Below are 21,816 nucleotides of genomic sequence, written 5' to 3' on the forward strand. Positions count from 1 at the left end.
CCAGTCTTCTGGGTATCGGCGCCAGCGCACAAGCAAGCGCCGCGGCGCCGGCGCGCGCGCGTCTGGACATCCGCAAGCCCACCGTCGCCGAGACCCTGATCGAGCTGGGCGTCCGCATGGGCGTCACGATCGGCGGGGTCGAGGCCTGCAAGGGTCCCGGCATTCCGCTGGTAGGGACGTTCGACCTGCGCCAGGCGCTGGACCGCGCCACCGCCGGCAAGGGCTGCGCCTACAGCTTCATCGACAGCCAGACCGTCCGTTTCTCGGCCGCTCGCCCGGCCCCGCCGCCTCGCCCGCTGGTCATCGCCAGGGCGATCATCGCGACGCCGGAACCCGTCGCGCCCCTGGCCCCCCTGATCATCAACGCCGGCAAGCGTCCCGCGCGCCTGGGCAGCCTGCCCGGCGGCGTCAGCGTCATCGGCTCCCCGCAACTGCAGGACACCGGCGTCGGCGAAACCTCGTCGGTGGCCCGCCAGACGGCCGGCTTCATCACCACCAACCTGGGCGCGGGACGCAACAAGATCCTGCTGCGCGGCCTGTCGGACGGCACCTTCACCGGCCGCACCCAGTCGACGGTCGGCACCTATCTCAACGACGTGCCGGTCAACTACAACGCCCCCGACCCCGACCTGCGCCTGATCGACGTCGACCGGGTCGAGGTGCTGCGCGGTCCGCAGGGCGCCCTCTACGGCGGCGGTTCGCTGTCGGGCATCTATCGCATCGTCACCCGCGCGCCGGAGCTTTCGACCTATTCGGCGTCCGTCGGTACGACCATCGCCACCACCGAGTCGGGCTCGAACAGCTATCGCTTCGAAGGCGTGGTCAACGCGCCGATCGGCGAGAAGTCGGCCTTGCGGGCGGTGGCCTATCACGACGTCGACGGCGGCTATCTGGACGACGTCAACCTGCGCCTGTCCAACGTCGACAAGACCACGCGCCGGGGCGGCCGCGCCGCCTGGCGGCTGGATCTGGGCGACTGGCAGGTCAAGCTGGGCGCGACGGTGCAGAGCGTCTCGTCCAAGGACACCCAGTACGTCACCCTGGCCCCCGGCGGTCCGCGCCGCGCCAACCAGGTGCGCGAGACCCACCGCAATCGCCTGGCCGAGACCTCGATGAAGATCTCCGGCTCGGGCGACTGGGGTCAGCTGGAGTCGGTCACCGGCTACGTCACCCACCGCTACGCCAGCCGCTACGACGCCACCCTGGCCCTGACCGAGTTCGCCGAAACGGGCCTGGAGCTGGGTCTGTACGACGAGTCCGCCCGCGTGCGGATGGCCGTGCAGGACCTGATCTACACCGCGCCCGAGATCGGCCGCCTGCGCTTCATGGTCGGCGGCTTCCTGGCGACCAGCATCGAGGAAGGCGACGCCGACCTGCGCGCCCGTGTCGGCAACGTCACCCGCAGCTACTACGATGAGGACCGCAAGGACCGGCTGAACGAATACGCCCTCTATGGCGAGGCGACCTACGACCTGGGCGCCGGCTGGAAAGCGGCCGTGGGCGGGCGGGCGTTCAAGACCTCGGTCCACACCCGCTCGTACGTCACCGCCCCCTATCCCGGCAATTCGCGCGACCTGGACCGCGAGGCCTCTTTCAGCGGCTTCTCGCCCAAGGTCTCGGTGCAGCGCGACCTGTCCGGCGGCGGCCTGATCTATGCCCTCAGCTCGGAAGGCTATCGCGCCGGCGGCTTCAACTCCGGCGGCCTGACCACGCCCAGCGAGACACGGCGGACCTTCCGGCCCGACCACCTGCGCAACTACGAGATCGGCGCGACGCTCAATCCGTTCCGGGGACGGGTGAACCTGCGGGCGGCGCTGTTCTATGACGACTGGCGCGACATCCAGACCGACCAGTACTTCGCCTCGGGCCTGTCCTACACCGCCAATATCGGCGACGGCCGCAACCGGGGGCTGGAGATCGAGGCCGCCTGGCGCGCCACGCCGCACCTGACCATCAGCGGCAATGCGCTGTTCAACGAGCCCAAGCTGACCCGCATCGAGCCCGGCTACGGCATCGCCGACACCGCCAGCCTGCCTGGCGTGCCGGACGTCTCGTTCGGCAGCCTGGTGACCTACCAGCGGCCGCTGACGGCCCTGACCACGCTGATGCTGACGGCCGAGACCGGCTACATCGGCGAGTCGCGCCTGACCTTCGACCCACGCTATTCGCCGTCGATGGGCGGCTACTACACCGGCAAGCTGTCGGCCCAGCTGATGACCGACCGCTGGCGCGCGGCGCTGTTCGTCAGCAATCCCTGGAACAGCTCCAGCGACACCTTCGCCTACGGCAACCCCTTCAGCTTCGGCCAGGTCCGCCAGGTGACGCCGCAGCGTCCCCGCACCTGGAGCCTGGCCCTGACGGCCAACTTCTAGCGCCCTCGCCGGGCCATTTGTTGCAAAGCTTACACATTTATTGACGCGCGAGCGGGGGGCGGCCCCGCGCGGCGACGTCAACTCATCGAGACGGCTGCGGGGGCGTGGCTGTTCGATCGAGGAAAACGCCATGGCCAAGCTCTCGGCCCTGATCTGCGCGCACAACGAAGAACAGCGCTTGCACGCGTGCCTGTCGGCCCTGTCGTTCTGCGACGAGATCGTTGTCGTCGCCGACCGCTGCAGCGACGGCACCGAAGGCGTGGCCCGCCACTACGGCGCCAAGGTCGTGTCCGGCATCTTCCCGATCGAAGGCCCGCGCAAGCACGCCGGCATCGCCCGCTGCACCGGCGACTGGATCCTGGAACTGGACGCCGACGAAGGCGTGACCCCGGCCTTCGCCAAGGAAATCCGCGACACCATCGAAGCCGCCGACGCGGCCGACTGGTACCAGATCCCGGTCGACAACTATGTCGGCGACCAGCTGGTTCGCCATGGCTGGGGCGGCTCGTTCGGCACCTCGTCGGTCGCCCGCCTGTTCCGCCGCGGCCACAAGTCGTGGAAGGCCGAGCGCGTCCATCCCGGCGCCAAGCTGGAAGGCCGTTTCGGCGGTCGCCTGACCCAGCCGATCCAGCACATGGTCGACGAAGACATCGCCGACATGTTCGCGCGCCTGGGCCGCTATACCGCCCTGCGCGCCCAGGACCTGGCCGACAGCGGCAAGATCAAGAGCGTGCCCGACGACGCCTTCCGCGGCGTGCGCCGCTTCTTCAAGTGCTACGTCTCGCGCAAGGGCTACACGGAAGGCGAGCTGGGTTTCCTGATCTCGCTGATGGCCGGCCTGTACCCGATCCTGTCGAACCTGCGGGCCCGCGAGATCCTGCGAAACCGCGCCAAGGCCGGGGCCGAGGAACGTCCGGTCGTGGCGCCGGCGCCCGTGCCGCTGCGCCGCGCCGAAGCCGCTCAGTAAGGGTGCCTTTCGTGTCGGCCCGCCTGCCCTTCGCCTTCCGCCTGGTGCTGGGTTCGGAGCTGCGGCTCTGGACGAAAGCCGGTCATGCGCCGGTGCTGTGGTGGCGCGATGACGACGCCCGTGGCCCGACCGGGGCGCTGGAGCAGCTGCTGAACCTGGCCCGCCGTCACCAGGCCCCGCTGACCCTAGCCGCCATCGCCGGTCCGCACCTGCCGCTGCTGGTCCGCCGCATCGAGCGCCACCCGCACGTCGAGATCGCCGTGCACGGCTTCACCCACCAGAACCGCCAGCCTGAGGGCCGGGGTTTTGGCGAGATCGTCGAGACCGACGAGATCGAGTGGGTCCGCAACCAGCTGCGCGCCACGGTCATGGCCTTCCACCGCGCCGGCGTCAGCCCGTCGCTGTTCGTGCCGCCGTGGAATAATCTTCAGCCGCAGCTGCTGGCGGCCCTGCCCGACTCGCCGCTGCGCGCGGTCTCGGGCTTCGACCAGGACGCCGGCGTCGAGGATGGCGTGGCCCGCCTGGACGCCCACCTGGACGTGCTGCGCTGGAAGGACGGCGCCCGCTTCCGGGGCCAGTGGAAGTTCCTGATCCGTATGCGGCGACTGCTGCAGCAGCGTCGCCTGACCGGCCAATGGGATGAGCCTATCGGCCTCCTGACCCATCACCTGGATCACGATCACGCCACGTGGCTGTTCCTGGAACGCTTCCTGGCGGTCTTCCCGGTCAAGGCGCGCGCCGACCTGATGGGCGACGCGGCGGTCGAGCCGGAAGCGCTCAGAGCTTAGCTAGCTTAAGCCGGCTCGGGGCGGTCGCGCAGGCATTCGCCGATCGCGCGGAAGCAGCCCGGAATGCCCAGCGCGCCCATGAACGACATGGCCACGGCGCAGACCAGCATGATCGGTTGGAAGATGCGCATCGGGACTCTCCGGCCGGCGTTCGTCGAGGGCACTGTGCCGGAGTTGTAAGACGGAACCTTGACGGTTGTTCCGCCGGCGAACGAAAATTTTCAGGGTGCGGCGTTTTTGTCGCCCACCTTTCCCAACGCGTAAGCGGAACGTGCGGCCTCGATCCGGTCCAGCTTGGCATGCAGCGGGGACCAGTCATCCGCTTCGGCGATCGGCGCCCATAGGGCCTCGACCTCCTCGATCAGCATCTCTTCCGGCTCCGGACGCTGGAACACCGGATCGCCCAGGCGCTCGGGCCGGTCGGGCTCGAAGGACGCCAGTTGGCGGCGGAAAGTCTCGAACGTTTCGGTGCGATAGAGCTCGGCGCGCGGGCCATCCATGGCGCGGCCGGTCGACGCCTCGCCGCCGAACCAGTCGAAGAAGAACGGCTCCCAGCGCAGCCCCTCCCCGCCTTCGGCCAGGGCGCGGAAGGCGCTGTTGACCAGCTCGATGTCAGCGTCGGCATCGCGGCTCTTCACGCCCAGCCGGTCCAGGATCGCGCCGCGCAGGGCCAGGCGATAGGCGTCGGAAAAGCCGTTCAGGGCCGCCAGCAGTCCGGCCTGGTCGCCGACCAGGGTCAGGCAGGCGGCCAGCTGCTGCAGGTTCCAGAACATCGCCTCGGGCTGGCGGCCAAAGCTGTAGAGCCCCTGGTGGTCGAAATAGGCGGCCACGAAGTTGGGATCATTGCGCGGCAGGAACCGCCAGGGGCCGTAGTCGAAGCTCTCGCCCGTGACGACCATGTTGTCGGTGTTCAGCACCCCGTGCACGAAGCCCGCCGCCATCCACCGCGCCAGCAGCTTGGCGCTGGCCGCGATCGTCGCCTGCAGCAGCGCCGCCGGGCGGTCGGGCGCGTCGGCCAGGTGCGGGTAGTAGGTCTCGACCACGTGGTCGACCAGCACGCCGATCTGGTCGGGCCGATCGAAATAGGCCTGGCGCTGGAAGGTCCCGAACCGGATGTGGCTGTGCGACAGCCGGGTCAGCACGGCCGAGCGGGTCGGGCTGGGCTCGTCGCCGCGGGTCAGGGCCTCGCCGGTCTCGACCAGCGAGAAGGCGCGCGAGGTCGGCACGCCCAGGGCCTCCAGCATCGAGGCGGCCAGGATCTCGCGCATGCCGCCCTTCAGGGTCAGGCGGCCATCGCCGGCCCGCGACCACGGCGTCTGGCCCGAGCCCTTGGTGGCCAGGTCGAGGAGGCGGTCACGGCCCTGCTCTCGCAGTTGGGCGAACAGGAAGCCGCGCCCATCGCCCAGGTCGGGGTTGTAAACGCGAAACTGGTGGCCGTGATAGCGCATGGCCAGCGGCAGCGGCTGGTTGTCCGGCAAGGGCTGGAAGCGGCCGAAATGGCGGATCCAGTCATCGTCGCTTAACGCCTCGAGGCCCACCGTGGCGGCCGCCCGATCGTTGCGGAACCGCAGGATCGTCTGCGGAAAATCCGCCGCCTCGACCGGATCGGAAAAGTCGCGCCCCAGGGCCTGGAAACGCGGATCGGGACGGTAGGCGGACGAGAGGCTCATGGCCGCCAGATGAGAGCGCCCCGGCGACCGCGCAAGCCCTTTTCGAATTTCGATGACGGCGAACGAACGCTGTCGCTTCCGGGCAACAGAAATCTTCCGAACCTAGCCACGACAAGGGATTTTGCTTGCCGAGCCCGTATGCGGCGCCTAACCCTTGGCCATCCATTCGAACAATCGTTCGACGGACCAACGAAAAACAAGCCGGGGGCGGGCAAGCGCTTTCGGCCAACAAACCGAGGTAGGAAATGCGCTTCACCCAGGTGCTTTGCGGCACTGCGTCCGCTGTTGTCCTCGCCGGTCTTGGCGCTACTAGCGTCGCGCAGGCTCAGGAAGCCGATACCCAGACCATCGACAGTATCATCGTCACCGCCCAGAAGCGGGAACAGAACCTGCAGGACGTGCCGGTGGTGGTCACCGCCGTCGGCGCCAAGCTGCTGCAGGATACCGGCGTCCGGGACATCAAGGACCTGACGATCCTGACTCCGGGCCTCACCGTCACCTCGACCTCGTCGGAAGCCTCGACCACCGCCCGTATTCGCGGCGTCGGCACCGTCGGCGACAACCCCGGCCTGGAAAGCTCGGTCGGCGTGGTGATCGATGGCGTCTATCGCCCCCGTAACGGCGTCGGCTTCGGCGACCTGGGCGAGATGGAGCGCATCGAGGTGCTGAAGGGCCCGCAAGGCACCCTGTTCGGCAAGAACACCTCGGCCGGCGTCATCAACGTGGTCACCAAGGAGCCCGAGTTCAGCTTCGGCGCGAACGGCGAGCTGACCTTCGGCAACTACGACGCCAAGGGCGCTTCGGCTTCGGTCACCGGTCCGCTGTACGAAGACAAGCTGGCCGGCCGCCTGTATGTCGCCGCTCGCAAGCGCGACGGCTTCAACGACGTCGTCACCGGCAAGGGTCCGTCGACGCGCGACCAGGACGCCGACTCCAACTTCTACACCGTGCGCGGCCAGCTGCTGTTCATCCCGGACGATCAGGCCACCTTCCGGGTGATCGCCGACTACAGCCGCCGCGACGAGAACTGCTGCGGCGCCGTGCAGATCCGCACCGGCCCGACGGCCGGCATCCTGGCCCTGGTCTCGGGCCAGGCCGCGCCGATCGCCACGACCGCCGATCCCTATAAGCGCGTGGCCTATTCGAACCGAGGCGCCCCGGCCAAGATCGAGGACATGGGCGTCTCGCTGCAAGGCGACATCGACCTGCCGATCGGCACGCTGACCAGCATCTCGGCCATCCGCAACTGGCGCACCGACAACGGCCAGGACTCCGACTTCAGCCTCGCCGACATCGCCTATCGCAACAAGGACGGCAGCAACTTCTCGGAGTTCCGCACCTACAGCCAGGAACTGCGCCTGGCCGGCAAGAGCGACAAGCTGGACTGGATGTTCGGCGCCTTCCTGGCCGACGAGCGGCTCGAGACCCGCGCCAACTTCCTCTATGGCAACGACTACGAGCAGTATCTGGGCCGTCTGTTGTCGCGCTCGGCCGCCAATCCGGCGGGCGTGGCCAACTTCATCGCGGCCCTGACCGGCCGCGCGCCGAACACGACCTTCACGCCGGGCCAAGGCCTGTATGACCGCTACAACCAGCGGGCCACGACGGTCGCCCTGTTCACCAACGACACCTGGCACGTGACCGACGCGTTCGAGATCACCGCCGGCCTGCGCTACACCTCGGAAGAGAAGAAGCTCGACACCTACCAGACCACCAGCGACGGCGGCGTCGGCTGCGGCACGGTGCTGACCCCGGCCGGCCAGGCCCGCGTCGCCGGCATCGTGGGCGCGGCCAACGCGGCCACGGTCATCGGCAACATGTGCCTGCCCTGGGCCAACCCGCTGTTCAACGGCCGCGGCACCCAGCAGACGCGTACGGACAAGGAGTGGAGCGGCACGGTCAAGGCTTCGTACCGCTTCTCGCCGCAGGTCTTCAGCTACGCCTCGTTCGCACGCGGCTATAAGGGCGGCGGCTACAACCTGGATCGCACCCAGTCGTCGAACGGCCTGCCGACCGGCGGCTCGGGCGTGACCCCGATCCTCGACACCTCGTTCCCGGCCGAGTTCGTCGACAGCTACGAAATCGGCGTCAAGAACACCCTGTTCAATCGCACGGTGCTCTTCAACGTCAGCGGCTTCTATCAGAAGTTCACCGACTTCCAGCTGAACACCTTCCTGGGCACCTCGTTCGCGGTCCGTTCGATCCCGGAAGTGAAGTCCAAGGGTATCGACGCCGACTTCCTGTGGTTCACGCCGATCAAGGGCCTGATGGTCCAGAGCGGCCTGACCTACGCCCTGACCAAGTACGGCAATCAGGCGATCCCGAACGACCCGACGAACGCCCTGGCCCTGCTGCCGGGCAGCCGCATGTCGCTGGCCCCGAAGTACTCGGCTTCGGGCTCGCTGACCTACGAGACCCCGGTCGGCGACAGCCTGAAGGCCCGCTTCAACATCGGCGCGAAGTACTCGTCCTCGTACAACACGGGTTCGGACCTGTTCCCGCCGAAGATGCAGAAGGCCTTCACCGTCGTGAACGGTCGCGTGGGCGTTGGTTCGGCCGACGACCGCTGGACCGCCGAGCTGTGGGCCCAGAACCTGCTGAACGAGAAGTACACGCAAGTGGCCTTCAACGGCTTCCTGCAGGGCTCCTCGGGCCTGGGCGCCACGCAGAACACCTATGTCCCGGCGAACGACACCATCACCTACGATGCGTTCCTGGGCGCGCCGCGCACCTACGGGGTGACCCTGCGCTCCAAGTTCTAGCCGGGAGGGGGAACCGGCGGCGCGCACAAGGCGTCGCCGGCTTTCGGAAGAGGGAAAAGGGCGATCCGGGCGACCGGGTCGCCCTTTTCTTTTTCCGTAGACGAAGGGGTTCCGCATCGGCCCGCATCACCTCAGCATGCCCTGGGGGATTCGTAGACACGCCGGAGCCACGCCCATGAAGACGATCCGCTTCCTCGGGTTCTGGATCTGCCTCGTGATCGGCTTGGGCCTGGGCGCCTGGAGCCAGCGGCCGCCCGCGTCCGTGCCCGCCAGCGCTCCGGCCGCCGCCTTCTCGGCCGACCGCGCCATGACCGATGTGGCCGCCATCGCCCAGAAGCCCCACCCGACCGGCTCGACCGAGATCGCCAAGGTCCGCGACCACCTGCTGGCCCGCATCAACGGCATGGACCTGGAGGTTTCGGTGCGGCCGGGCGAGGGCTTCCTGCCCTATGGCAAGGACGGCCGCGCCCTGGGCGTGGCCGCGGTGCAGAACCTGGTCGGCGTGCTGCCGGGCAAGGACCGCGAGCTGCCGGCCATCCTGGTCATGAGCCACTACGACTCGGTCCACAACTCGCCCGGCGCCGCCGACGACGCCACCGGCACGGCCGCCGCCCTCGAGATCGCCCGCGCCCTCAAGGCCGACGGCCCGCACCTGCGCGACGTGATCTTCCTGTTCACCGACGCCGAGGAAGCCGGTTTGCTGGGCGCCGACGCCTTCTTCGCCCGCGACCCGATGCTGAGCCGCGTGGGCCTTGTCCTGAACATGGAAGCCCGCGGCGACGCCGGCCGCGCAGCCATGTTCCAGACCGGCCCCGGCAATGGCGCGCTGATGAGCCTCTTCGCTCGCGAGGCCAAGGGGCCATCGGCCAATTCGATGGCCTCGACGGTCTACGAGAAGATGCCCAACGACACCGACTTCACCCACGCGGTGAGGAAGGGCCTGCCGGGCCTGAACCTGGCCTTCATCGACGACCAGCTGGCCTATCACACGCCACTGGCCCGCCCCGATCACCTGGAGCGCGGCAGCCTGCAGCACATCGGCGACCAGGCCCTGCCGACGATCCGCGCCCTGGCCGACGCCCCGGCCCTGCCGGCTAAGACCGACAACGCGATCTATTCCGACGTGCTGGGCCTGTTCCTGGTCAGCTATCCGCCGGTGGTCGGCTGGGTGCTGCTGGGCCTGGCCACCGTGCTGATCGCCGTCACCGCCTGGCGCACGATCACCCTGGGCGCCGCCAGCGGCTGGGAGATCGCCCGCGGCGCGGCGGGCCTGCTGATGATCGCCTCCAGCGCCGGCCTCGTCCTGCACCTGGCCGGGCGCGCCCTGATGATCCAGGACGTCCAGCGCTACTACGGCCTGCTGGTCCGTTTCGACCACCTGCTGTGGGGCGCCGGGATCCTGGCGGTGGCCGCCGGTCTGGGCGTCGCCACGGCCCAGGCGCGGGGCGCCAAGCGGGTCATTCCGTGCGTCGTCGCCCTGGCCTTGGGCGGCGCGTGCAGCCTGGCCGGCGGCTTCGATCCGATCGGCCTGGGCCTGGGCGTCGGAACTTGTGTGTTCGCGGCCCTGGCCCTGGGCTTCAAGACCGACGCCCTGGGCGCCTGGATCGGCGGGATGATCGTGCTGCTGGTCCTGGCGACCACCGCCCAGGTCCTGGCCCCCGGCGCCACCGTGATGCTGACCTGGCCGCTGCTGGTCGCCGCCGTCGGCGCGGCCCTGGTCATCGGGGTCGGCGGCACGCGAGACAAGCGGGTGGCCCTGGCCCTGACGCTAGCCCTCTGCGTCCTCGCCACCCTGTCGACCGCCCAGCTCAGCGCCTGGGGCGCCTGGACCTTCGCCGGCGTCGGCCTGCTGGAGCCGGCGATCCTGGCCCTGTTCGCCATGCTGGCCGCGCCCGCCCTGTCGCCCCTGGCCCACGACTTCGCCGCCACCCGCTGGGCCTGGCGCGCCGCCGGCGTCCTGGCCATCGCCGGGATCGCCCTGATCGCCAACGCCGCCCGCCTGGGGGGCGAGCCCGAGCGTCCGGCCATCACCACCGCCCTGCATGTGGCCGACCTCTCGACCGGCAAGGCCTGGCGCGTCGCCGACCAGCCGCGCCTCGACGCCTGGACGAAGCAGACCCTGCCCGACGACGGCGGTTCCGAGCCCAAGAAGCAGGCCCTGGCCCCGTTCTGGCGCGAGCCAGTCTGGATGTCCGAGACCCGCGCCGCGCCGGTCGCCGCGCCGCAGCTGACCGTCGACCGCGCTGAAGACCGTCTGCTGATCCGCCTGATCCCGGCGCCGGGGGCCGAGCTGGTCAGCATCCGCCTGCGCCCCAGCGCCCCGCTCAGCGCGCCGCGCCTGAACGGCCGACCGATCACCCTGAACGCCGAGGCGGGCAAGTGGTCGAACCTGACCTATCACGCCCCCGATCCCAACGGCGTGACCCTGAGCTTCACGACCACGACGACCGGCAAGGTCGAGGTGGCGGCGCTGGAGTATCACGACGGCTGGCCGCAACTGGCCAAGGCCCCGCCCGCCAAGCCGGCCGAGCTGATGGCCTATGGCATGTCGGACAAGACCGCCGTGCTGGTGCGCGGCGGGCTTTCTTGGTGACCTAGCTGGGCTGGTGACCTAGACCGCGAACACGCCTTCGCCCGGGTCCTTGGCGTACAGCGCCTCGACCCGGTCGTTGCGGCGGTCCAGCGTGCAGCGCTGGTTGACGTAGCCCTTGTCAGTGATCTCGCCGGCGTCGATCGAGGGCGGCTCGGTCAGGATGGTGAAGCGGCCGATGCGCCGCGACGAGCCGCCGGCCGCCGCGTTGAAGGCGCCCAGTCGCTCGCGCAGGATCGCCACCAGTTTCTCCAGCGGCGTGCCCGGCCCCGGATCGGCGACCAGCGCCGCCAGCCCGGCCGGCGAGGGCCACAGCATCGCGCCGATGAACGGCTTGTCCTGGCCGGTGATCACCGCGTCGTGGATGTAGGGGCTGCACGCCGCCACGATGTCGGGCCGCAGCACGCCGACGCTGACCCAGGTGCCGCTGTCCAGCTTGAAGTCCTCGGTCACCCGGCCGTCGAACACCAGGCCCTTGGCCGGGTCGTCCGGATCGACGAACCGCGCCGCATCGCCCAGCTTGTAGAAGCCCTCTTCGTCAAAGGCCGCCGCCGTCCGCTCGGGATCCTTGTGATAGCCGGCCGCCACGGTGGGTCCCTTGACCCGAACCTCATACTTGGAGCCGCTGGGCGCCAGCTTCAGCTGGATGCCCGGCAGGGGCAGGCCGACCAGGCCGACGCGCTCGGTGATCCAGTGGGTGACGGTGATGCCTTGGGTCTCGGTCGCGCCGTACATCGTGGTCAGCGGGATGCGCTGGCCGGTCTCGGCCACGGCCAGGGCCTGCATCCGATTGTAGACGTCGTTGCTCAGCGTCGCGCCGCCATAGCCCATGTAGCGCAGGTTCTTGAAGAACGAGCGGCGCAGCGCCGGGTCGTTCTCCATCGCCTCTGCCAGCATCGAGAACGCGATCGGGGCCGAGCCGAACACGATCGGCGAGACCTCGTACAGGTTCTTGATCGTCGTCTCGAACATGCCCGGCAGCGGCTTGCCCTCGTCGATATGCAGGGTCCCGCCGGCCCAAAGCACGCCGTTGAAGCCGATATTGCCGGCCGAGATGTGACTCCAGAGCATCCACTCGAGGCTTTGCGGAACTTCGTCCGGCTCCGGCGTATCGGTGCGGATGCCCTCCTGGCCGGCGATGACGCCGGCCATCATGCCGTGGGTCTGGGGCACGGCCTTGGGCAGGCCGGTCGAGCCGGAGGTGAAGAGGTACTTGGCCACGGTGGACGGGCCGACCGCCTCCAGCGCCGCCGCTACCGCTTCCGTCGGCTCCGTCCCGGCGACCTCGGCGAACGGGATCGCCCCCTCGCCGTCCAGCGTCACGACGGCGATCGTCGGGTCGATGGCCTTCAGCGTCTCCAGCGCCTTGGCGAACAGAGCGCCGTTCTGGGCGAAGACGACGCGGGGCGCGACCTTCTCGAAGCAGTGTTTCAGCTTGGCATGGTCGGTCGAGATCAGGCTGTAGGCCGGACTGATCGGCGCGGCCGGAACGCCGGCGGTGTAGGCGCCCAGGGTCATCAGGGCGTGCTCGATCGAATTGCCCGACAGGATCATGACGCTGTCGTTCGCCCCGAGACCACGGTCGAGCAGCCATTGGGCGATGCCCTCGATCGCCCGCAGCGCCCGGCCATAGGTGACGCCGCGCCAGGGGCCGTGGCCGGGCTCGCGCTGCTTGATGTAGGGCCGGTCTGGATGCTCGGCGGCCTTGGCGGCGATCAGGTGGGCGATCGAGCGCGGCCCGGCGCCCGGCGCATGGTTGGAGGTGATGACGATGGTCCCGTCGGCCCGGCGCTCGACGCTGACGTCGGGGCCTTTCATGGCCAGGGGCTTGAACGGCACGCTGGATACGTCGCGCGAGGGCGACGCGCCGTCTGGCGGCGACATGGTCTCACTCCCTCAGGTTATCATTGTTATCCTGACGGTAGCGGAAACCTGGGGCTCGGCAAGGTTGCCCTTCGGGGAAGCCTTCTAGGCCTTCCGCTTCTTGCGGGCCGCCTTGGCCGCGGCCTCGGCCTGGGTGACCTGGGCGCTGAAGGCCTCGAGGTCGACGCCGAACCGCTCGCCGCAGGCCGGGCAGTCGATCACCGGCAGCATGCGCACGGCCTCGATGGCCGCACGCGCCGGGCTCCCGCACCGAGGGCAGGCAAAGTCTAGTTCAACGCCGCCAACGTCCACGCCCGCCATCCGGTCGCTCCGCCGATCCTCGTCACCGACTCGCGAGGAGATCATGCAAACGATGACAGGGCGATGGCAGGCCGACCCTGCGGCAGGTTGTCTCTCCCTCCTAGGCCACGCCGAGCCCGCGCCAGCACGGCAGCTCGACCTCGGCGAAGTTTCGCGCCTGGGCCTCCAGCGCCGCCCGCACCGCGTCGGGCGACATCGGCGCGCCGCCCGAGACCAGGGTCTGCCCCTGCCCCGCCAGGACGCCGACCGCATGCCGCGCCCAGTCGTCCGGCCCGCCGCCTTCCTGCAGGGCCAGCCAGAACAGCTGGTCGAAGCGCGAGGCGTTCAGCGCCCCGCCCGTCACCGGCGAGGCCAGGACGCCCAGATCTGTCGACTCCGCCGCCCGCCGGGCCAGCTCCAGGTTCAGCGCTCGCGCCGTGCCCGCCGAGCGCGTCGCCGTCTCGGCCGTCTGGACCGGCAGCACCGCCCCCTGGCTCATCAGCGCCACCACCGCCTGGGTCAGGTCCGGCAGCGGCGTCCCCGCCGGCAGCGCCGCCTCCAGCTCGCCCAGCGACCGCGGCTGGTGATCCTTCAGCATGTCGTAGAGAACGTCGTAGACGGGTCCTTCCAGCGTCGTCTCGGCATAGACCCCGGTGGTCTTGGCCGGCCGCTGGCTGACGGGCTTGGCCAGCACCACGCGCTGGTCGCGCAGAGCGCGGCGCTGGTCGGCCGGGTTCAAGCCTTGCGCCCCCCGCAGCCAGTAGTCGCGCCGGAACTGGGCCTGCACCGCCACGTCGCGGAAGGTCTCGCGCAGCGACGGATCGGGCAGCTCGGCCAGAAAGCCCAGCATGTCGGGCGACAGGTTCAGCCCCTCGATATGGTCGGCCATCCAGGCCGAGGCCCCGAACGACAGCTTGGCCGTCGCCAGCCGCTGCTCCAGCTCGGCGAACCACATCGGCTGCCAGTGGCCGCCCAGATATTCGTGGACCAGATAGGTGCGGTCCTGGCGCAGCAGGCCTTCCAGCCGATCGACCACGCCAGGGACGATGCGCGAATAGGCCGGATCCAAGGCGAAGAACCGCTGCATGGTCGACAGGGCCGCGCCCAGATTGGCCTGAGGCCCATGGGCCGGCGCGCCCATCAGGTCGACATGGCGCTTCATCAGGTGGCGCAGCGGCGCCGCCGTCGCCCAGCCCGGCATGGTGTTGTAGGTGATGTAGACGATGCCGCCCGGCTTCAGCTTGCGGCGCAGGAAGGCCACGATCTGACCCCGCGTCTCGTCGCTGACCCAGCTCCAGATGCCGTGCAGCGCCACGAAGTCGAAGTCCGGCAGGTCCGGGCGCGCGGCGAATTCCTCGAACGAGTCGTCGGTGAAACGGGCCGACGCGCCGCTGGCGGCCACGAGATCTCGCGCAAAAACCGCCTGGGCCGGCGCGAAGTCGCAGCCCCACCATTGGATATCCGCCTGCGCCGCCGCATGCACCGCCGCCGAGCAGCCCTGGCCGAAGCCCAGCTCGCAGGCCGTCTCGATCTTGGGCGCCCGCACGCCCTTCAGCAGCAGCGGCAGGGCGGCGCGGACGGGATTCAGCTCCGGATAGGTGTGGTAGGTGTAGCCCGTCTCGACCGCATAGCCGCCGCTCCAGTCCGCGCTCATCAAACCTCTCCGCGAGTCAGTTGCGGGCGACCGTGGGCTGGCGGGGTCACAAGGGCAAGGGTTCTCGGCCTCACGCGGCCAAGCCGCTGAAGGGGTGGAAGGGACCGCGGAGCGCCGGACGACGTCCGGAGTGTGGAAGTTGAATACCGTTTCGACGAAGCCAGGACGCTCCGCGCAGCCGTTATCCGAAAGCCTCCGAGGCGCGGGGTCTTAACCCGCTCCCGAACGCGCCTTCGACGGGCGGAGGGATTGGCTTCCCTCCGGAATGCACAGGCGATTTCAGCCCATGCCTGCTGCGTTCGCCGAACCTTCGCCGCCAGGGCTTCGTCCCGATGTTTCAGGGAACCTGCGCCTGGATCCGTCGCGAAGGGACTTCCCGAAAGAAGCCCGGCGAACGCTTCCCGCACGACCACCCCCGACAGCCGTCACGATCGCCGGCCGGACGTCCCTTCCGCGCTATCGGGTGAGGAAGAGTATGGGGCGGGGCTGAACGCGGATCATTCAGGAGCGTGTAAAATCGACAAGCGGTTGATTTCGCTGAGGTCGATCTCGCGAACGCCGGGGATAGAGCCACGCCAATCCCCGTGGCCGCCCTATGAAACCCTCTCTCATAGAGAGAGGGAGGGGCCCATGCGCAGCATGGGAGGGTGAGAGGTTACACCCTCTCCGGACAAGGCAATGACGAAACAGGCGGCGGGAAGATCCAGGTTTCTCCGGCCAGCGGTGAAACCTCTCACCCTCCCACGCCTAACGGCGCGGGCCCCTCCCTCTCTCTATGAGAGAGGGTTCAAAAAAAGGGACGCAGCCTACCCTAAGCCCTACTCCCCGCGGTCCAGCACGCTGGCTTCAACCCCGCCCTCGACCACCTTCACGCCGAGAAAACACATCACCCCGTCGCGATAGCTGATCGCGTCCAGCGGCAAGTCGGAATCGCGGCGCAGGCGGCGGGAGTCGCCCAGGGTCAGGCGCAGGGTCAGGTCGGCCAGGCCGGCGCCGCCGGTGAGAGCGTCCTGAATCTGGCGCTGGAACAGCACGGCGGGCGGCGGTGCAGGCTTGGGCGGAGCCTTGCTCATGGAAGAAACCTTGTTCACAGCGCCTTGGCCCAGAAGCCGTGCTCGCCGCTGATCCGGATCTGGCAGGGGCGACCGCCGTCCTGCAAGTCACGCGCTCGGCGCGTGGCGGCGGCCTTGGCCACCTCCTTTTCGGAGGATTGGCCGAAATAGGCGCCCTCCTGCTCCACGCTCCAAAAGCCTTCGCGGTGAGCGACGGTGAGAACAATTCGGTCTGTGATTGTGCGCATGAGCTACGATAACACAAAATCGAACGCCCGATCGGATTAATAAAATCCGCCCAGGGCACGCGGTTTTTCTTGCAGGACAAAAATAAAACGCCCGCCCGATTGATCAAAAATACGAACGATTTTCTTTTTCCGGGGCCGGACTCGATTTCAGAAAACCTGCCCTCCGGCCTGCCCGCCAGCGCGAAAGAAAATTCACGCCCGTGTCGGGATGCGCTTTGGCCATTCGTCCTTAGGATGCCCAACAGCGCGGAGACATCGTCATGAGCCCCACCATCACCGCCTTCAAGGCGTCCCCCGACCGCGGCCGAGGCCTGGCGCGCGACATGCAGGTGCGCTGGGCGCTGGAGGAGGTCGGCCAGCCCTATGACGTGCGGCTGGTGACCTTCGCGCAGATGAAGGAAGCCGAGCACGTGGCGCTGCAGCCGTTCGGCCAGATCCCGACCTTTGAGGACGGCAACCTGGTGCTGTTCGAGTCCGCCGCCATCGTCCACCACATCGCCCTGAACCATCCGGGGCTGCTGCCATCGGACGCCGACGGCCGCGCCCGCGCGCTGGCCTGGATGTTCGCCGCCATGAGCACGATGCAGCCGCCGATCGTCGAGTTCGGCATGGCCACGATCCTGGAGCGCGACAAGCCGTGGTTCGAGGCTCGCCAGCCGATGCTGGAGCAGGCCGTCCGTACACGGCTGGACCAGCTGGCCGCCCGCCTGGGCGACGCCGACTGGCTGGACGGGGCGTTCAGCGCCGGCGACCTGATGATGGTCGGCGTGCTGCGGCGGCTGGGGTCATCGGGGGTGCTGGCGGACTATCCGACGCTCACGGCCTATGTGGCGCGCGCGCAGGCGCGGCCGGCGTTCCAGCGGGCCTATGACGATCAGCACCAGGTGTGGGTGGAAGCCTCGAAGACCTAGCGCTTCTTGCCCAGCTCGGCGGCGATGTCCTTGGTCATCTTGCCGACCTTGCGGTGAGCGGCGGTGATCTGGTCGCGGGTCACGCCCCAGCGCTTCATCCAGTATTCGACGGCCTGACGCTCGGAGAGATCCAGGCGCTCCTTGTCGATGAACCCACGCTTGTCCTTCAGGCCGGCCATCAGCGGCTCCCCCACGGTCTGGAATCGCCCGCCGCGTTGCGGTTGGCCTGTTGTCGCTGAAACTTGCCACCCCGCGGCGGTTTCGGCCGCGCGTCGAGAGCGGCCTGCTTCAGGCGCAAGGCGCGCTGGATAGGGGTCTCGTCTGGCGGCGGAGAGTCGGCGGTCATTGAGTGACTATAACCCTCTCTCTGAGAGAGAGGGAGGGGCCCGCCGCGCAGCGGCGGGAGGGTGAGTGGTTACACCGCTGGCCGGCGCACCGGCACATCGCCCGCAACAGCGCCAAGATCCCCCACGGGCTCCGCCTACCCACTCACCCTCCCACGCCTTCGGCGCGGGGCCCCTCCCTCTCTCCATGAGAGAGGGTTTCCGGAGGGCGGTCCTTGACTGACCTGGACAGTCCGGCACGCTGCAGCTTCCAAGGCGTGTAAGGCTAGCACCGACCCGGGAGGTCGGCAGTCAACGAGCAAAATCTATGACACTCGTGTACGGCATTTGTCGGGATGGCGCGGGCATTATGCTCGCCGATACCGCGACCACCATCCCAATGACAGGACAGGTAAATCACCCATTTAGAGAGCCGGTTCTAAAAATCCTCACGATTGGCGAGACCATACTCGGTTACTCAGGAAACACATCTTTCCTTTTGCCATTACTTACAAAAGCTTCCAAAAAATTTTCGGAATTTACCAATCAATTGCTTGAATGTCACAACAATTCGCAGCAAGAGATAGAATTCATCGCACTTCGCCGCGATGGGCAAGAAATGAAAATAGTGATTGATGGATCAATTGGATCTCGCGAGAGATGTTATATTGGCTCTCAAAAGGCCTTTAGAGCCTTTCGACAAACATTTCCCGATCCTTTACCACATAGCTTTCAGGATGAAGCATCATCTGCTCGGCTAGGCTTTAGCCATATTCTCGCAAGCCCCATAGACGGTGTAGCCGGGTTGCCGATCTCCTGCACCGCAGGTCCTGACGCGTTAGGATACGTAACCCACTTCTCAAATACAGCCGGCCCCATAGACCTCGAAAATTGTGAACTTCATGAAGATGGATGGCGCACACTGCCATTGATAGACCGTCTCGGCGGGCAGTTTACCGTCATACTGACCGGAATGGCCTACGCAGGCATATGCATAGGGTTCCCTCAGCCGGGTACTGGTTTTCTTTTTGCTGCAGATAGTCCCGAGCCTATCGTAAAGATGGCCATCCCGAATGTTAGCTACCGAGACCTCGGCGCATATGACCTAGCCAGCATGGCCGATGCGCTGGACGCCGACGGCATTCAGGTGGGAATCCCCGATAGCTACGATGTCGCTAGAACGTTCGCAGCCTTCCTTCGAAAGCTAGACGCAGAAAAGGGCGAAGCCTCGCAGCTCCGCCCTCATCCAACTCAGCAGTTGTAGCCCCCTACTCCGCCGCCGCCTTCGGCGCATAACCCAGGATCGCCTTCGTCTCGAGGAACTCCCCGAACGCGTGATCCCCCCACTCGCGACCGTTGCCGCTCATCTTGTAGCCGCCGAACGGGGCCATCAGGTCGGGGCTGGCGCCGTTCAGGTTCACCTGGCCGGCGCGGAGCTTCGAAGCGACCGCGCGGACGCCCTCCGGGTCCGTGCCCGAGACATAGGCCGCCAGGCCGTACTCGGTGTCGTTGCCGACGGTGACGGCTTCCTCGACCGTGTCGTAGCCCAGGATCGAGATCACCGGGCCGAAGATCTCTTCCTTCGAGATCGTCATGTTGGGCTTCACATTGGCGAAGACGGTCGGCTTGACGTAGTAGCCCTTGTCCAGGCCTTCCGGCCGGCCGACGCCGCCGGTGACCAGGGTGGCGCCCTCGTCGATGCCCTTCTGGATCAGGCCCTGGATCTTGTTCCACTGCACCTCGGAGACCACCGGGCCCATCTTGTGGTTGCCGTTCGGGTCGCCGACCGTGTGGCCCTCGGCGGCGGCCTTGGCGATGGCGATGACCTCGTCCATGCGCTGGCCGGGGACCAGCATGCGGGTCGGGGCGTTGCACGACTGGCCCGAGTTCATCATCACCGAGGCCACGCCGCCGCCCACCGCGCGGGCGAAGTCGGCGTCGTCGAGGATGATGTTGGGGCTCTTGCCGCCCAGCTCCTGGTGCACGCGCTTGACGGTCGCGGCGGCGTTCTTGGCCACCTCGATGCCGGCGCGGGTCGAGCCGGTGAACGAGACCATGTCGACCTGCGGGTGGCTGCTCAGCGCCGCGCCAACCGTGGGGCCGTCGCCATTGACCAGGTTGAAGACGCCGGCCGGGACGCCGGCGGCGTGCAGGATCTCGGTCCAGACATAGCCGCTGAACGGCGCGATTTCCGAGGGCTTCAGCACCATGGTGCAGCCCGTGGCGATGGCCGGCGCGACCTTGCAGGCGATCTGGTTCACCGGCCAGTTCCACGGCGTGATGAAGGCGCAGACGCCGATCGGCTCCTTGACGATCCGGGTCGTGCCCCGGTCTTCCTCGAACTTGTAGCCCTTGAGCACGGCGGCGGCGGTCTGGACGTGGGCGATGCCCATGGCGGCCTGGGCGCGCTGGGCCAGCCAGGCGGGGGCGCCCATCTCCTCGGTGATGGCCTTGGCCATGTCCTCAAAGCGCTTCTGGTATTCGGCGATGATGCGCTCGAGGATGTCGATGCGCTCTTCGCGGCTGGTCTGGCTGAAGGTCTCGAACGCCTTGCGGGCGGCGCGGACGGCCTTGTCGACGTCGGCTTCCGAGCCCAGCGAGATCACGCCGGCGACCGCTTCGGTGGCCGGGTTGATGACGTCCAGCGGCTTGGGCGTCGCGGGATCGACCCAGGCCCCGTCGATGTAGAACTTGGTGTACTCGCGCATGCCGTTCTCCTGCCCTTGGATTGGAGCCCGCTCTAATTGAAGAGGCGGCGGGCGGTTTCAAACAAGCATTTAATGTGATCGGCGTTCAGGTGTGAAGGGGTCACCACATCGGATCGCTGGGAGTCTGACCGAAGATCTCGGCCAGACGACGGCGGGTGCCCGGCGAGACGCCCTCCGGCAGGGCGTGGGGGTCGAACCAGCCCAGCTCATGGATCTCGCCGGCGGCGTCCGAGGCGCAGGGCTCCCAGGCGTCGACGCGATAGACGAGGACGTGGTCGCCGGGGTGGACGACCTCGTTGCTGTGGGCCGAGACCAAGCGCGGGCGCGACAGGGCGCGAACGCCGGCCTCTTCCTCGAGCTCGCGCACGACGGCGGTCTCGGCCGTCTCGCCGCGCTCGACCCCGCCGCCGGGCAGGTACCAGCCGTGGATGTAGGTGTGCTGGAGCAGCAGCACCTGGCCGGCGTCATTGGTGACCACCGCCCGCACGCCCAGGGTCAGGCCGCGCCTGAACCGGAAGAAGGCGTAGACCAGGGGCCGGGTGAACGGTTCGATGCGGCGTCGCCAGAGCATGCGGGTGTTCTATCCTCAATGCAGAGGGACCGAAAACCTCGTCCTTCGACAAGCTCAGGATGAGGTTTCCTACTGTAGCCGCCTCAAAAGTAGCCCTCATCCTGAGCCTGTCGAAGGACGAGGGCGGGCCCCACCGCTTGCGGTCCAGGCCGCACGCCGCTAAAGCCCCAACACCTGTTCTCTCTTCCGGAGCCGCGCCATGCTCGCGATCGGTGTCATCGTTATCTTCCTGGGCGTCGTGCTCGCCCTGAACTACGTCGAGTTCGGCCGCATCGACTAATGGGCACCCGCGGCGCGGCCCTGGTCACCGGCGCGGGGCGCCGGATCGGCAAGGCCCTGGCCCTGGAGGCCGCCCGCGCCGGCTACGACGTCGCCGTCCACTATCGCGCCTCGGCTGACGAAGCCGAGGAGACGGCGCAGGCCGTGCGAGCTCTGGGCCGCCGCGCGGTCCTGGTCCGCGCTGAGTTGTCCGACGAGACCGCCGTGCGCGGCCTCATCGCCGCCTCCGCCGAGATCGGTCCCCTCACCCTGCTGATCAACAGCGCCTCGGCCTTCGAGGACGACCGCGTCGGCGGGCTGTCGCGCGGGACGTGGGACCTGCACCTCGAGACCAACCTGCGCGCCCCGATCGTGCTGGCCGAGGCCTTTGCGGCGGCGCTGCCGGAGGACGTCCAGGGCCTGGTGGTCAATATCGTCGACCAGCGGGTGCTGCGCCCGAACCCGCAGTTCTTCAGCTATTCCCTGGCCAAGGCCGGGCTGTGGTGGGCCACCCAGACCCTGGCGCAAGCCCTGGCGCCGCGCGTGCGGGTCAACGCCATCGGCCCTGGCCCCACCCTGCCCTCGGTGCACCAGGCCCCCGGCGAGTTCGAGGCCGAGGCGGCCGGGGTGCTGTTGCAGCGCCGCGCCACGCCCGATGAGGTCGCCGCCGCCCTGCGCTATCTGATTGACGCAACGTCGGTCACGGGCCAGATGATCGCCGTGGACGGCGGCCAGCACTTGGGCTGGCAAACGCCCGATATCGTATCCCCGTAGGAGGC

19 protein-coding genes are annotated in these 21,816 nt (G+C 68.2%); 8 read left to right on the plus strand and 11 right to left on the minus strand.

Annotation, left to right across the window (positions count from 1 at the left end; genetic code table 11):
- The first annotated feature begins 116 nt into the window (after positions 1 to 116).
- The 3 genes from AC1RRR_RS18920 (at position 117) to AC1RRR_RS18930 (ending at position 4,127) form a co-directional block, all read left to right on the plus strand.
- Positions 117 to 2,372 carry a TonB-dependent receptor gene (locus AC1RRR_RS18920; protein WP_492815452.1) on the plus strand — a complete coding sequence of 752 codons (2,256 nt, stop codon included), beginning with the start codon at positions 117 to 119 and terminating at the stop codon, positions 2,370 to 2,372.
- A 130-nt stretch (positions 2,373 to 2,502) separates the two neighbouring features.
- On the plus strand, positions 2,503 to 3,339 hold the full coding sequence (locus AC1RRR_RS18925) for a glycosyltransferase family 2 protein (RefSeq protein WP_492815453.1): 837 nt from the start codon (positions 2,503 to 2,505) through the stop codon (positions 3,337 to 3,339).
- An 11-nt stretch (positions 3,340 to 3,350) separates the two neighbouring features.
- The gene (locus tag AC1RRR_RS18930; protein WP_492815454.1) at positions 3,351 to 4,127 is read left to right on the plus strand and encodes a polysaccharide deacetylase family protein; all 777 of its coding nucleotides are present in this window, start codon (positions 3,351 to 3,353) and stop codon (positions 4,125 to 4,127) included.
- 5 nt (positions 4,128 to 4,132) lie between these two features.
- On the opposite strand, the gene AC1RRR_RS18935 is transcribed toward AC1RRR_RS18930, so the two are convergent.
- Together AC1RRR_RS18935 and AC1RRR_RS18940 are read right to left on the minus strand one after the other, a co-directional pair.
- Complete coding sequence (locus AC1RRR_RS18935; protein ID WP_291880321.1) at positions 4,133 to 4,258, minus strand: hypothetical protein; 126 nt, start codon at positions 4,256 to 4,258, stop codon at positions 4,133 to 4,135.
- A 90-nt stretch (positions 4,259 to 4,348) separates the two neighbouring features.
- The gene (locus AC1RRR_RS18940; RefSeq protein ID WP_492815455.1) at positions 4,349 to 5,797 is read right to left on the minus strand and encodes a protein adenylyltransferase SelO; all 1,449 of its coding nucleotides are present in this window, start codon (positions 5,795 to 5,797) and stop codon (positions 4,349 to 4,351) included.
- A 245-nt stretch (positions 5,798 to 6,042) separates the two neighbouring features.
- Here AC1RRR_RS18940 and AC1RRR_RS18945 point away from each other — a divergent pair, with 245 nt between their 5' ends.
- Together AC1RRR_RS18945 and AC1RRR_RS18950 are read left to right on the plus strand one after the other, a co-directional pair.
- Positions 6,043 to 8,559 carry a TonB-dependent receptor gene (locus tag AC1RRR_RS18945; RefSeq protein WP_492815456.1) on the plus strand — a complete coding sequence of 839 codons (2,517 nt, stop codon included), beginning with the start codon at positions 6,043 to 6,045 and terminating at the stop codon, positions 8,557 to 8,559.
- A 175-nt stretch (positions 8,560 to 8,734) separates the two neighbouring features.
- Positions 8,735 to 11,152: a M20/M25/M40 family metallo-hydrolase gene (locus AC1RRR_RS18950; RefSeq protein ID WP_492815457.1), complete on the plus strand. Its 2,418-nt coding sequence runs from the start codon at positions 8,735 to 8,737 to the stop codon at positions 11,150 to 11,152.
- Positions 11,153 to 11,170: 18 nt separating this feature from the next.
- Here the strand turns inward: AC1RRR_RS18950 and AC1RRR_RS18955 are convergent, their stop codons facing one another.
- The 5 genes from AC1RRR_RS18955 to AC1RRR_RS18975 form a co-directional block, all read right to left on the minus strand.
- Positions 11,171 to 13,033 carry an AMP-binding protein gene (locus AC1RRR_RS18955; RefSeq protein WP_492815458.1) on the minus strand — a complete coding sequence of 621 codons (1,863 nt, stop codon included), beginning with the start codon at positions 13,031 to 13,033 and terminating at the stop codon, positions 11,171 to 11,173.
- A gap of 84 nt (positions 13,034 to 13,117) precedes the next feature.
- Positions 13,118 to 13,333, minus strand: a complete 216-nt coding sequence (locus AC1RRR_RS18960) for a hypothetical protein (protein WP_492815459.1) — start codon at positions 13,331 to 13,333, stop codon at positions 13,118 to 13,120.
- Between the two features lie 100 nt (positions 13,334 to 13,433).
- Positions 13,434 to 14,966, minus strand: coding sequence for a methyltransferase regulatory domain-containing protein (locus AC1RRR_RS18965; protein WP_492815460.1), 1,533 nt, complete (start codon positions 14,964 to 14,966; stop codon positions 13,434 to 13,436).
- A gap of 818 nt (positions 14,967 to 15,784) precedes the next feature.
- Positions 15,785 to 16,039, minus strand: coding sequence for a hypothetical protein (locus tag AC1RRR_RS18970; protein ID WP_492815461.1), 255 nt, complete (start codon positions 16,037 to 16,039; stop codon positions 15,785 to 15,787).
- Positions 16,040 to 16,053: 14 nt separating this feature from the next.
- On the minus strand, positions 16,054 to 16,206 hold the full coding sequence (locus AC1RRR_RS18975) for a hypothetical protein (protein ID WP_492815462.1): 153 nt from the start codon (positions 16,204 to 16,206) through the stop codon (positions 16,054 to 16,056).
- A 320-nt stretch (positions 16,207 to 16,526) separates the two neighbouring features.
- On the opposite strand from AC1RRR_RS18975, the gene AC1RRR_RS18980 reads away from it, so the two are divergent.
- Complete coding sequence (locus AC1RRR_RS18980) at positions 16,527 to 17,177, plus strand: glutathione S-transferase family protein (protein ID WP_492815463.1); 651 nt, start codon at positions 16,527 to 16,529, stop codon at positions 17,175 to 17,177.
- Here the strand turns inward: AC1RRR_RS18980 and AC1RRR_RS18985 are convergent.
- Entirely contained in the window at positions 17,174 to 17,356 is a 183-nt protein-coding gene (locus tag AC1RRR_RS18985; protein WP_198574899.1) for a DUF3606 domain-containing protein, read from the minus strand. The two genes, AC1RRR_RS18980 and AC1RRR_RS18985, sit on opposite strands and share 4 nt — an antisense overlap.
- Positions 17,356 to 17,523: a hypothetical protein gene (locus tag AC1RRR_RS18990; RefSeq protein ID WP_454761479.1), complete on the minus strand. Its 168-nt coding sequence runs from the start codon at positions 17,521 to 17,523 to the stop codon at positions 17,356 to 17,358. Before AC1RRR_RS18990 ends, AC1RRR_RS18985 begins: the two co-directional genes overlap by 1 nt.
- Before the next feature lie 347 nt (positions 17,524 to 17,870).
- Between AC1RRR_RS18990 and AC1RRR_RS18995 the strand changes: the two genes are divergently transcribed.
- Positions 17,871 to 18,764, plus strand: coding sequence for a hypothetical protein (locus AC1RRR_RS18995; protein ID WP_492815464.1), 894 nt, complete (start codon positions 17,871 to 17,873; stop codon positions 18,762 to 18,764).
- 4 nt (positions 18,765 to 18,768) lie between these two features.
- On the opposite strand, the gene AC1RRR_RS19000 is transcribed toward AC1RRR_RS18995, so the two are convergent.
- Both AC1RRR_RS19000 and AC1RRR_RS19005 read right to left on the minus strand, forming a co-directional pair.
- A complete protein-coding gene (locus AC1RRR_RS19000; RefSeq protein ID WP_492815465.1) occupies positions 18,769 to 20,208 on the minus strand; it encodes an aldehyde dehydrogenase family protein in 1,440 nt (479 codons plus the stop codon).
- Positions 20,209 to 20,308: 100 nt separating this feature from the next.
- Complete coding sequence (locus AC1RRR_RS19005; RefSeq protein ID WP_492815466.1) at positions 20,309 to 20,779, minus strand: NUDIX domain-containing protein; 471 nt, start codon at positions 20,777 to 20,779, stop codon at positions 20,309 to 20,311.
- A 279-nt stretch (positions 20,780 to 21,058) separates the two neighbouring features.
- Between AC1RRR_RS19005 and AC1RRR_RS19010 the strand changes: the two genes are divergently transcribed.
- A complete protein-coding gene (locus AC1RRR_RS19010; RefSeq protein ID WP_492815467.1) occupies positions 21,059 to 21,811 on the plus strand; it encodes an SDR family oxidoreductase in 753 nt (250 codons plus the stop codon).
- Positions 21,812 to 21,816 lie beyond the last annotated feature (5 nt).

Source organism: Caulobacter sp. GW821-FHT12D05 (genome assembly GCF_058807295.1).

Excerpts from the sequence above, each read along its gene's own strand:
- AC1RRR_RS18965 (WP_492815460.1), bottom strand. The coding sequence starts at position 14,966 with ATGAGCGCGGACTGGAGCGGCGGCTATGCGGTCGAGACGGGCTACACC.
- AC1RRR_RS18940 (WP_492815455.1), bottom strand. The coding sequence starts at position 5,797 with ATGAGCCTCTCGTCCGCCTACCGTCCCGATCCGCGTTTCCAGGCCCTG.
- AC1RRR_RS18935 (WP_291880321.1), bottom strand. The coding sequence starts at position 4,258 with ATGCGCATCTTCCAACCGATCATGCTGGTCTGCGCCGTGGCCATGTCG.
- AC1RRR_RS19000 (WP_492815465.1), bottom strand. The coding sequence starts at position 20,208 with ATGCGCGAGTACACCAAGTTCTACATCGACGGGGCCTGGGTCGATCCC.
- AC1RRR_RS18955 (WP_492815458.1), bottom strand. The coding sequence starts at position 13,033 with ATGTCGCCGCCAGACGGCGCGTCGCCCTCGCGCGACGTATCCAGCGTG.
- AC1RRR_RS18990 (WP_454761479.1), bottom strand. The coding sequence starts at position 17,523 with ATGACCGCCGACTCTCCGCCGCCAGACGAGACCCCTATCCAGCGCGCC.
- AC1RRR_RS18995 (WP_492815464.1), top strand. The coding sequence starts at position 17,871 with ATGCTCGCCGATACCGCGACCACCATCCCAATGACAGGACAGGTAAAT.
- AC1RRR_RS18970 (WP_492815461.1), bottom strand. The coding sequence starts at position 16,039 with ATGAGCAAGGCTCCGCCCAAGCCTGCACCGCCGCCCGCCGTGCTGTTC.
- AC1RRR_RS18985 (WP_198574899.1), bottom strand. The coding sequence starts at position 17,356 with ATGGCCGGCCTGAAGGACAAGCGTGGGTTCATCGACAAGGAGCGCCTG.
- AC1RRR_RS19005 (WP_492815466.1), bottom strand. The coding sequence starts at position 20,779 with ATGCTCTGGCGACGCCGCATCGAACCGTTCACCCGGCCCCTGGTCTAC.
- AC1RRR_RS18960 (WP_492815459.1), bottom strand. The coding sequence starts at position 13,333 with ATGGCGGGCGTGGACGTTGGCGGCGTTGAACTAGACTTTGCCTGCCCT.
- AC1RRR_RS18920 (WP_492815452.1), top strand. The coding sequence starts at position 117 with ATGGGCGTCACGATCGGCGGGGTCGAGGCCTGCAAGGGTCCCGGCATT.
- AC1RRR_RS18925 (WP_492815453.1), top strand. The coding sequence starts at position 2,503 with ATGGCCAAGCTCTCGGCCCTGATCTGCGCGCACAACGAAGAACAGCGC.
- AC1RRR_RS18980 (WP_492815463.1), top strand. The coding sequence starts at position 16,527 with ATGAGCCCCACCATCACCGCCTTCAAGGCGTCCCCCGACCGCGGCCGA.
- AC1RRR_RS19010 (WP_492815467.1), top strand. The coding sequence starts at position 21,059 with ATGGGCACCCGCGGCGCGGCCCTGGTCACCGGCGCGGGGCGCCGGATC.
- AC1RRR_RS18945 (WP_492815456.1), top strand. The coding sequence starts at position 6,043 with ATGCGCTTCACCCAGGTGCTTTGCGGCACTGCGTCCGCTGTTGTCCTC.
- AC1RRR_RS18950 (WP_492815457.1), top strand. The coding sequence starts at position 8,735 with ATGAAGACGATCCGCTTCCTCGGGTTCTGGATCTGCCTCGTGATCGGC.